This window comes from Candidatus Brocadia sapporoensis (assembly GCF_001753675.2).
In the GTDB taxonomy this organism is placed as follows: domain Bacteria; phylum Planctomycetota; class Brocadiia; order Brocadiales; family Brocadiaceae; genus Brocadia; species Brocadia sapporoensis.
The window spans coordinates 23,941-31,451 of sequence record NZ_MJUW02000060.1 but is presented as its reverse complement, the minus strand read 5'-3'; the positions used below and the strand labels follow the sequence as shown (position 1 = coordinate 31,451).

Genomic DNA, 7,511 nt, shown 5'->3' with positions numbered 1-7,511 from the left:
AATAGGGCTGAATTTAGGATGATTGGCGAGGTTTTTTAAACCTCGCTTGTTTTAGGCCTAGGTCAGGATAAATGGTGCGCAGGTCCTGCTGCCTTCATGTTGAACATAAAGGGGCCTATGGTCTTCGGCGTTCTTGCAAACAACGTGTGGTCTTTTGCCAGCGCTGATAACACAGATAAACCCTGGGTGAACCAGATGCTCTTGCAGCCTTTCTTTAATTATAATTTTCCCAAAGGATGGTATCTCACCAGCTCCCCGATCATTGCCGCAAACTGGAAGGAAGATCATAATGAACGGTGGGTAGTTCCTGTAGGCGGTGGTGGTGGAAAAATTTTTAAGATTGGCAGGCAATGAATGCACAGATACAGGCATTTCATTATTTAGAAAATCCATCAATTGGGCCTGATGGCTGGGCGCTGCGCGTGCAGTTCCAGTTGCTATTCCCGAAAAGAAAAAAATAGATAAATATATTTTCAGAAGAAAGGAGAATCGTATGATAAGTAGAAGGAAAACGACTGTTGGACGTATTGCCGTAAGCTGTGGATGCATTTTATTAGGAGTGGCTTTTTTGGGCATCCCCATGGGGTGCAAAACTGCCCCGGCGCCCGATTCAGGATTTTTGAAGGAGCCGGAAAAGATGGCCCCGCAGAAGGAGCGATTTCCTTTTGACAGGGTCTGGGTGAAACCAGGCGTCAAAAAGGAAGATTATGACTATCTTGTAATTGCTCCGGTTAACACGGAGTATCTCATGGAAAATACCGGTTGGAAGGCTGCTAATCCTGGTAATGATGATCTTGAGGAAAGCGCCCGCAAGCTTGCTCAATACACTGAAGAAACATTTCGTGAAGCATTTCAAAAAGACGAGAGGCCGGGAGTAAAACTAGCAACTCAGGCAGGACCTCGAACCGCAGTGCTTGAGCTGGCTATCGTGGAGCTGGTGCCGAGCAAGGCAGTCCTGGGCGCGCTCAGGCTGGCTGCCCCTGCTTTCGGTCCTGCTGGAATACTGGTTGGAGGAGGGTCGGCTGCAGCAGGAGGACGGCCGAGCGTGGCAATCGAAGGAAGGCTGAAAGACAGCGTAACCGGCGAGGAGCTTTTTGTTTTTGCTGATCGCAAAGAATCCCAAATGCGTATCATTGACCTGAAGGCGGTCACCTGGTGGGGGCATGCAAAGGATATTATCAAAGACTGGGCAAGCGAGTGCGTAGAACTTACCAAGACGCCAAAGGACTATCAGGTAAAGGAACGCGGATTCTTTACCTTAAAGCCGTGGTAATACTCAGCGTGTAGTATCTTTCAAAGTCAATTTTAACATTTTTAGCAAATAGTATGAATAATTAACCCTGACAGGGTTCTCAACCCTGTCAGGGTTGACTCACGAATTTGTGCTTCGGACTTCGTCGTGAGCGCTCAGTCGAACGATTTCGTCTTTCCGGCTCGTTTGGAGGTAGTAATTTCAATCTTCTGTACTTCCCCTCTATACATAGCGACATAAATTTGCATCTGTCTGTCATTCCGGGCTTGACCCGGGATTCCGTATTTTTCTGGTTACTCGCTTCCGCGGGAATGGCATATCCGTATCTGATGAATGACGCTGTGTACAGAAAGAAGCCTCCCTGTTTCCCCCAGTAAACTGAGGGAAACAGGGAGGGGTAAGCCGCCAAAGGTCTAATTTAAGGAATATATGATGATCAAAAAAATAGTTGTTGTAGTATTCTTTGCTTTGACAATGATAACGCCAGTACAGGCAAAGGAAATCGGCAGCGTGAACCTGCCAGATACGATCATGGCAGGTAAGGAACAGCTCATTTTGAACGGGGCAGGACTGCGCAAAAAATATTTCGTTAAGGTTTACGCAGGCGGGCTCTATCTCAGGAAAAAAGAGGGCAATGCGAACAAGATTATCCATGCTGATGAACCTATGGCGATCCGGATGCAGTTTATTTATGACGGAGTTTCCGGCAAAGAACTGGTTGACGCGTGGAACGAAGGATTTTCTAACGCCACCATGGGGAATCTCGGCCCTATCAGGGAAAACATTGACAAATTTAATTCTTTTTTCACAGAAGAGGCTAGAAAAGGGGACATCTATGATATCATCTACACGCCGGAAGAAGGAGCGACCGTATCTATGAAAGGAAAACTGATGGGAACCATCCGTGGGCTTGATTTTAAAAAGGCGCTGTTTGCCATCTGGCTGGGAGAAAAGCCCGTGGATAATTCACTGAAACAGGGAATGCTGGGAAAATAGAACCTGCTGAATATTCCGGAACCGTGCATCTGCTATAGTCATTGCCTTAAATAAATATGCATGAATTGTCATTGCGAACGCCAGCAAAGAAAAATGGAAGCTTTCTCATCGATTATTTTGCCCCGGCGCGTGTAACCAAATCAGTTTGCTTTAAAACAGGAAGGGAATACAACAACCATGAAAACGAAAGGAAGGAGAATCATGAAAAACGTACTGAGAACGCTGAGCCTTGCAGCCGTGACGGCGCTGGGCGTCATCACGATCGCCAGTGCACGGGCCGGAGCGCCGCTTGCGACAGCGAATACGCTCGCATCTGACGAAAAGCCGGTTGCTCAGACGGAGCTGAAGAAAACCTCTGCCGCAGATGTGCAGAAAAAGACGGCAGCCCCCGCCAGTTCGAAAACTCCAGACAATCCCGACCGCACAGTCTTGCCCATCCCGGAGCCGAAGCGTCCGGTGTACAAAGAACTCGATGCACGTAAGGTAAAGCCGCCACCCCGGTTCGAGGTCAATGCCCCAGCCGGCGCTCCGAACGTGGTGATTATCCTGATCGACGATCTGGGTTTTGGCGCAACGAGCGCCTTCGGCGGTCCGATCCGCACCCCGACACTTGACGGCCTGGCACAGAACGGATTACGCTACAACAACTTCCATACCACTGCTCTGTGTTCGCCGACCCGGGCCGCGCTCAAGTCTGGCCGCAATCACCATACCGTCAACATGGGCTTCATCACCGAAATGGCGACATCCATTCCGGGAGCGACGGGTCAGATACCCAATGCGACGGCTCCACTGGCGGAAATGCTGCGCCTGAATGGCTACAGCACGGCTGCATTTGGCAAATGGCACGAAACCGCCGCCTGGGAAACCAGCGTCTCCGGCCCCTTCGACCGCTGGCCAACCCGCCAGGGCTTCGATAAGTTTTACGGATTCATCGGCGGCGAAACGAACCAGTGGGCACCGTTTCTGTTCGACGGAGTAGCCCAGGTTGAACTGCCGGAAGATCCGAACTACCACTTCATGACCGACATGACGGACAAGGCGGTAGCCTGGATCAAGTACCAAAAGGCCCTGACGCCAGACAAGCCATTTTTCGTCTATTTCGCACCCGGTGCCGTGCATGCGCCTCACCACGTGCCCAAAGAATGGATTGCCAGATGGAAAGGCAAGTTTGACCAGGGATGGGACAAGCTTCGTGAAGAAACGCTGGCTCGGCAGATCAAGCTCGGCGTCGTTCCTGCAGGCACAAAGCTTGCGCAGAAGCCCCAGGCTATCAAGGACTGGGACAAGCTATCCGCCGACGAGAAGCGCCTGTTCGCGCATCAGGCCGAGGTATTCGGGGCATTTCTCGATTACACCGATCATGAAATTGGCCGGATGCTCAAGGCAGTAGAGGCAACCGGGCAGCTTGACAACACCCTCGTCTTCTATATCGCCGGAGACAACGGCACCAGTGGAGAAGGTGGCGAGAATGGTATGTTCAACGAATACACCTACTTCAACGGCGTACGTGAGGATGTGCCCGACATGCTAAAAGTGCTCGACAAGTGGGGATCACCAGAGACCTACCCTCACATGGCTGCGGGCTGGGCAGTGGCGTTTGACGCACCGTTTGGCTGGATGAAGCAGGTGGCATCGGACTTCGGCGGCACCCGGAACGGAATGGTAGTATCTTGGCCCAGGGGCATCAAGGCGAAGAACGAGATCCGTACCCAATTCAGCCACGTGATTGACGTTGCGCCAACCGTTCTCGAAGCAGCAGGCTTGCCGGAGCCGAAAGTTGTCGACGGCACGCCGCAGATTCCGATGGAAGGCGTGAGCATGGTCTACACGTTCGACAATGCCAAAGCCAATGACCGTCACGTGACCCAGTACTTCGAGATGGCCGGCAACCGCGCCATGTATCACGACGGCTGGTTCGCGCGGACCATCCATCGGGCGCCGTGGGAGCGGGAGGTGCGCAATCCCCTGCAAAGCGATGTTTGGGAGCTGTATGACACCCGCTCCGACTTCAGTCTGACCCATGATCTCGCCGTAAAGAACCCGAAGAAGCTTTCAGAGATGCAGGCGCTCTTCATGAAAGAAGCGGAGAAGTACCATGTGCTGCCTCTTGATGACCGGCTGTTTGAGCGTGCCCTGGCATCAGCGGTCGGCCGTCCTGACCTGATGGCCGGGCGAACTTCACTAACCCTGGCCGAGGGCATGACCGGCATGATGGAAAACGTCTTCCTGGGCGTAAAGAACATGTCCAAAACCATCACCGCCGAGATCGAGGTACCGGCAGGCGGCGCGCACGGCACCATCCTCGCACAGGGCGGCCGCTTCGGCGGTTGGGCCCTCTACGTCAAGGATGGCAGGCCAGCATACGACTACAACTGGCTTGGCATGAAACGGAGCAGCATTGCCGCAACGCAGCCACTCGCTCCCGGCAAGGCGGTCATTAAGTTCGACTTCGCCTATGACGGCGGCGGACTGGGCAAAGGAGGCACGGGCACAATCTTCGTGAATGGCCAGAAGGTGGCGGAGGAACGGATTGAAAGGACACAGCCCTTAATGTTTTCTGCGGATGAGACTGCGGATGTGGGTATCGACCTCGGAACGCCAGTCGTCGAGAGTATGGGGTCAGAGCGCAAGTCACAATTCACAGGCAGTATTCCGAAACTGACGATCGAGGTTTACGACGCGAACATTAAGGCCGACGCCCGGGTGCAGGATGCACAAAAGGAGGTTAACCGCGAGACCAGGTAACCAGGCGAGCGGCATCACCGTGGACAATATTTTTGCTGGATACGTCGAGAATGATTAGGGTTGTGATTGTATGTATATCTCTTTTAATATCCCTTGGCTGTCATAAAACGAAGCAGGAATTTCCATCGCGGATAACAATAAACGCACAGTATGTTGGCAGAGAGAGATGCAAGCCGTGTCATGAAAACATCTCTGCACAGTATATTGGCTCTGACCACGATCTCGCAATGGACTTTGCTACGGATGCAACCGTGCTCGGTGATTTCAACAACGCCTCGTTCAATCACCTGGGTGTAAGATCGAAATTTTATAAAAGGAATGGCAGGTATTTTGTTTTTACCGAAGGCGACGGGGGGGTATTCCAGGAATTCGTCATTGCATACACCTTTGGCGCACGGCCTTTACAACAGTATCTGGTTGAGTTTCCCGATGGTCGTGTGCAAACCCTGCCTCTGTGTTGGGATGCGAGACCAAAGGAACAGGGTGGCCAACGCTGGTTTCACATCTACGGCAACGAACGTATTTTGCCGGATGATATGCTTTATTGGACGAAAATTTCGCAGAACTGGAACTATATGTGCGCTGAGTGTCACTCCACCAACCTAAAAAAAAACTACGATGCCACCACGGGCCGGTATAATACCACCTGGTCTGAAATTGATGTGTCGTGTGAGGCATGTCACGGTCCAGGCTCATCGCATGTTGACTGGGCTGAATCAGAGGCAAGGGGGGAGGATACGCAACGCTACACCGACATGGGCTTATTGATTCGATTGAAGGATGATCATGACGAAGCGGTAACCTGGGTGTACGATAAGAAGTTGGCTACCTACAAGCCGGGCACAACACAACGCAGACAGAAAGAGATAGAGATGTGCGCCCGATGCCACAGCCGCCGTGGAGTTATCAGCGAAGAGTATGTGCACGGAAAGCCGCTTCTTGACACCCATTATCCGCACGTGCTGGAAGAGAATCTTTACTATCCGGACGGACAGATTCGGGGTGAGGTCTATGAGTATGGCTCTTTCTTGCAAAGCAGGATGTATCGGTCAGGAATTGTATGCACAGATTGCCACGATGCCCATAGCACCCGCCGCCGGAAGGAGGGAAATGAACTCTGCTGTTCGTGTCATCAGGCGGAAAAATATGACTCGCGTGAACACCATTTTCATAAGCCAAATTCAGCAGGTTCGCACTGCGTTGAATGTCATATGCCGGCCCGTACCTATATGGTTGTCGATCAGCGCCGCGACCACAGCTTTCGCGTCCCCCGGCCCGATTTATCGAAGAAATTGGGTGTGCCGAATACCTGCAATGATTGTCATACAGATAAATCGCCGGAATGGTCTCTTGGATATCTTCAAAAGTGGTATGGACAGACAAAGAAGGAAAGGCATTATGGCGAGATATTCTGGGCTGCCAGACGCGGCATTCCTGGCACTGATGTTGAGCTGATTCGGCTGGTTGAAGACAAGCAACTATCGCCTATGGTGCGCGCAACTGCTATTTCACTCCTGTATACCGTTCCTGATAAAGAGTCGGCGCCTGCACTTGGGAAAATGTTGCAAGACCCCGATCCGCTGATAAGGGCTGCACTGGTTACCTCCCTGGATATCTTGCCCCGCAATGACCGCCTTCCGTTCCTGCTGCCGGTGTTGCAGGATCCTGTGCGTTTGGTGCGCACCCTTGCGGCCCGCTCCTTAGCTGCTGTATCATCGGACTTTCTGACAAAAGCAGCGTTGTGGCAGAGAGAGGCTGTTGTCCGCGAATACGAAGAGACGCAGGTACTCAATGCCGATTATCCGGCAACGCTCATCAATCTGGGAAATCTTTACCTCGAGCGTGGCGATTTTGACCGTGCGATAGCCTCGTACAAAAAAGCCATCGAAATTGAGCCTGCCTTCATCCCGGCGTATATCAACCTTGCAGATGTTTACCGCCTGCGGAATCTCGATGAAGAAGGAAGAATCATCTTACACAATGCCCTTGAAGTTGCGCCAGAATCAGCACCGGTACATCACGCTCTGGGTCTGTTGATGATTCGGGCCGGCGAGTACAAGGGCGCCTTACACCATTTACGCAAGACGACGATGCTTGCACCGGAGAATGTGCAATACAGCTACGTTTATGGAATTGCCCTAAACTCACTAGGAATGTCAGAACAGGCTGTATCGGTTCTCAGAAGGACATTAAATCGTAGTCCTTATGACCGTGATTTACTGGTTTCTCTGGCCACAATTCACCGGGACCGCGGCGAACCTGAAAAAGCGTTGCAATATGCAGTTAGGCTAACAAAGAATTGCCCGGGAAATTCAAGTTATCAGCAGTTGGAGCAGCAATTGAGGGCATTGGCTGCCCATCAGAGAGACAAACCAGACGGACGGAACTAAGTGTCTTCGGCTCAGCGGTGAGGTAGTTGCAGGCTTCAGCCTGCATGGAACTCTTGACGGGCTGAGCATGATACACGAACCATGGCACAGGCCGAAGTCTGCGGCTACCAGGTTGAGATTTCTTA

Annotated in this window: 5 protein-coding genes; all 5 read left to right on the top strand. The window is 51.9% G+C overall.

The features are described from left to right. The first annotated feature begins 96 nt into the window (after positions 1 to 96). The 5 genes from BIY37_RS05220 (at position 97) to BIY37_RS05200 (ending at position 7,386) form a co-directional block, all read left to right on the top strand. On the top strand, positions 97 to 354 hold the full coding sequence (locus BIY37_RS05220; protein ID WP_143299183.1) for a hypothetical protein: 258 nt from the start codon (positions 97 to 99) through the stop codon (positions 352 to 354). A gap of 139 nt (positions 355 to 493) precedes the next feature. After that, positions 494 to 1,273 carry a DUF3313 domain-containing protein gene (locus BIY37_RS05215; protein ID WP_070066779.1) on the top strand — a complete coding sequence of 260 codons (780 nt, stop codon included), beginning with the start codon at positions 494 to 496 and terminating at the stop codon, positions 1,271 to 1,273. 408 nt (positions 1,274 to 1,681) lie between these two features. Further along, positions 1,682 to 2,248: a chalcone isomerase family protein gene (locus tag BIY37_RS05210; RefSeq protein ID WP_080324862.1), complete on the top strand. Its 567-nt coding sequence runs from the start codon at positions 1,682 to 1,684 to the stop codon at positions 2,246 to 2,248. A gap of 201 nt (positions 2,249 to 2,449) precedes the next feature. Then, positions 2,450 to 4,996, top strand: a complete 2,547-nt coding sequence (locus BIY37_RS05205) for an arylsulfatase (RefSeq protein WP_080324861.1) — start codon at positions 2,450 to 2,452, stop codon at positions 4,994 to 4,996. 50 nt (positions 4,997 to 5,046) lie between these two features. Next, positions 5,047 to 7,386 carry a tetratricopeptide repeat protein gene (locus BIY37_RS05200; protein ID WP_080324860.1) on the top strand — a complete coding sequence of 780 codons (2,340 nt, stop codon included), beginning with the start codon at positions 5,047 to 5,049 and terminating at the stop codon, positions 7,384 to 7,386. Positions 7,387 to 7,511: the final 125 nt, after the last annotated feature.